Origin of the sequence: Bradyrhizobium sp. cir1 (genome assembly GCF_014198245.1) — a bacterium.
Lineage (GTDB): Bacteria > Pseudomonadota > Alphaproteobacteria > Rhizobiales > Xanthobacteraceae > Bradyrhizobium.
Map to the genome: position 1 here is coordinate 1 of NZ_JACIHE010000062.1, position 2597 is coordinate 2597.

Annotated in this window: 3 protein-coding genes; all 3 read right to left on the reverse strand. The window is 63.6% G+C overall.

Annotation, left to right across the window (positions count from 1 at the left end; genetic code table 11):
• Positions 1 to 78 precede the first annotated feature (78 nt).
• Genes tnpC through tnpA form a run of 3 tightly spaced genes read right to left on the reverse strand, consistent with a single transcriptional unit; the run spans position 79 to position 2519 of the window.
• The gene (gene tnpC, locus GGD63_RS39840) at positions 79 to 1731 is read right to left on the reverse strand and encodes an IS66 family transposase (protein ID WP_183250652.1); all 1653 of its coding nucleotides are present in this window, start codon (positions 1729 to 1731) and stop codon (positions 79 to 81) included.
• A gap of 45 nt (positions 1732 to 1776) precedes the next feature.
• Complete coding sequence (gene tnpB / locus GGD63_RS39845) at positions 1777 to 2124, reverse strand: IS66 family insertion sequence element accessory protein TnpB (RefSeq protein WP_183250653.1); 348 nt, start codon at positions 2122 to 2124, stop codon at positions 1777 to 1779.
• The gene (tnpA, locus tag GGD63_RS39850; protein WP_183250654.1) at positions 2121 to 2519 is read right to left on the reverse strand and encodes an IS66-like element accessory protein TnpA; all 399 of its coding nucleotides are present in this window, start codon (positions 2517 to 2519) and stop codon (positions 2121 to 2123) included. Before tnpA ends, tnpB begins: the two co-directional genes overlap by 4 nt.
• Positions 2520 to 2597: the final 78 nt, after the last annotated feature.

Below are 2597 nucleotides of genomic sequence, written 5' to 3' on the forward strand. Positions count from 1 at the left end.
CGTACGCATACGACGAAGGCCGCCTGATTGACGCGTACGCGCGGGCGTGGCGAGCCGTATGATAGCGTTGGATGAAGGTCAGGCGGCTTGCTGATCGTCGGGCTTGCCGGCTTGGCACAGAAGATTCCATTCCCAGGGAAGCAGTTCGTGCAAACGCGATACAGGAAGATCGGCGATACGGGCTAGGACGTTGGCGAGCCAAGCCTTGGGATCGACGTCATTCAGGCGACAGGTCGTGATCATCGTCAGCATGATGGCGGCGCGGTCGGCGCCGCGTAGGCTGCCGGCGAAGGTCCAGTTGCGCCTTCCCAAGGCGATGCCGCGCAACGCTCTTTCGGCGGCGTTGTTGCTGAGGCAGATCCTGCCATCGTCGAGGAAGCGGGCAAAGTCGGCCCAGCGCCTGAGCATGTAATTCATGGGCTTCAGGACCTCGGAGGAGCGCGAGAGGGTTTCTCGCTCGCGGAGTAGCCAGCCATGCATGTCGTCGAGCAGCGGCTTGCTTCTTTCCTGGCGCACAATACGCCGCTCTTCGGCGCTGCGGCCGTTGATGGCGCGCTCGATCTCGAACAGGGCGTCAAGACGCCTGACCGCCTCCAGCGCGATCGGGGAGACCGGTTTGGCTTTCTGTCCGTCCCGAGCGGTTTTCTCGATGTCGGCCAGCTCGAAGAAGCCCCGCCGCGCATGGGCGAAGCAAAATGCCGGCGTGATCGGCATCGCTTTCTTTTGCGGGTCGAACAACGGCTCGAAGCCGCTATAGCAATCGGCTTGCAGGATGCCGGCGAAGGCAGCCAGATGCTTCTGGGGATGTTCGCCTCGTCGGTCGCTCGAGGCGTAATAGACCGCAGCCGGCGGCGCAGGCCCACCGTAGGGCCGATCGTCGCGCACATAGGTCCAGATCCGGCCGGTCGTGCACTTGCCCTTCGCCAGGATGCGGATGGTGGTGTCGTCGCCATGAAGGCGCTCGGCTGCGAGTACATGGCGCTCAATCAGCTGGAACAGCGGCATGACGGCGAAGGTTCCGTGGCCGACCTGGTCGGCCAGCGTCGACAGCGGCAGGTCGATCCTCTCGGCCTTAAAGCGCACACTCTGGCGGTTGAGCGGGATATGCATGCCGAACTTGTCGAACAGGATCGTCGCCAGCAATTGCGGACCGATGAAGCCGCGCGGCGTGGCATGGAACGGTGCCGGCGGCTGGCTGATCTTCTCGCAATCGCGGCAGGTGAACTTTTCCCGCACCGTCTCGATCAGCTTGAACCGGCGCGGGATCTCCTCCAGCGTCTCGGTCACATCCTCGCCCAGCTTCGCCAGGCGCGATCCGCCGCAGCAGGCACAGCTCTTCGGGGCCTCGATAACGACTCGCTCGCGCTCGATGTCGTCCGGCCAGGGCTTGCGTACCGGCCGCTTGCGCGTGAAGGCGCGCACGCTCTGGGTTTTCGCCGCGGCGGCCCGCGCGGCAAGCTCGTCCTCGCTCGCCGTGGTGACGAGCTCTTCGAGCTCCAATTCCAACTGCTCGATCAGCCGTGCCGTGCGCTCGGAGCGTTGTCCGAACAGTTCGCGTTTGAGCTTCTCGATCCGCAGCTCAAGATGCGCGACCAGCGCCTCGTTCGCCGACAGCTCCGCCAGCGCACTGGCAGCTACCGCCTCGGCTTGCAGCCGCGTCTCACGCTCGGCCTGCAGCGCTGCCAGGGCACTGACAAGGTCCGATGGAAGGTCGTCCGGCTTCGAGATCATGAAGCCATTGAATCAGATCAAGCAGCAGATTCAAACCCAAAACACCTATCCGACGCGCGTCGGACGCTGGGTTTCTTGAGGGGTGCGCCAATCGATTCCGGACAACAGGTAGCTCATCTGCGCCGGTGAGATCGTCACTGCTTCGCCCGCAACCGATGGCCAGATGAACCTTCCTCTCTCGAGTCTCTTGGTGAACAGGCATGCTCCCTGGCCATCGTGCCAGATCACCTTCACAAGATCGCTTCGGCGACCGCGGAAGACGAACAGATGACCGCTGAGCGGGTCCTTGCGTAGCACCTCCTGCACCTGGAGTGCCAACGACGGAAAGCCTCGGCGCATGTCCGTGTAGCCTGTCGCGAGCCACACTCGCGCGCCCGTGGGGACTGGGATCATCGGCGGACCAAAGCATCGAGAACACGACGTAGCGCGTCTCCATCAACGTCGCCATCGACCCGGATGCGGTGCCCGGTACCAAGATCAATCTCGATGATGCCCTGGCTCTTCCGTCGACGCGCCGCCGTCGTCAATGGCGCTTCGGCCACCTCCCGCCGCGGCACAGACGGCCCAATCTCGACCGGCACGAACGGCGCTATACTCGCTTCAGCGTGCTTGCAAAGCTCCTTGCGCCACCTGAACAGCTGGCTCACATGAAGCCCGGCCATGCGAGCCACCTCGGAAACATTGGCTCCGGGCTCAAGCGATGCTGCAACGAGCCGTTCCTTCTCATCCTGCGACCACCGGCGCCGCCGCTCGACCGATGTGATCACCTCCGCCCTCGAAATCGTCATAGCGCTTCTCCTAGGATTACCCCTAGGACCTGCAGCGATTGCGTTCGTCAGACAAGGCGGCCTTTGGCGGAGGGATAC

Coding starts and splice junctions, on each gene's coding strand:
- tnpC (WP_183250652.1), bottom strand. CDS start 1,731: ATGATCTCGAAGCCGGACGACCTTCCATCGGACCTTGTCAGTGCCCTG.
- tnpB (WP_183250653.1), bottom strand. CDS start 2,124: ATGATCCCAGTCCCCACGGGCGCGCGAGTGTGGCTCGCGACAGGCTAC.
- tnpA (WP_183250654.1), bottom strand. CDS start 2,519: ATGACGATTTCGAGGGCGGAGGTGATCACATCGGTCGAGCGGCGGCGC.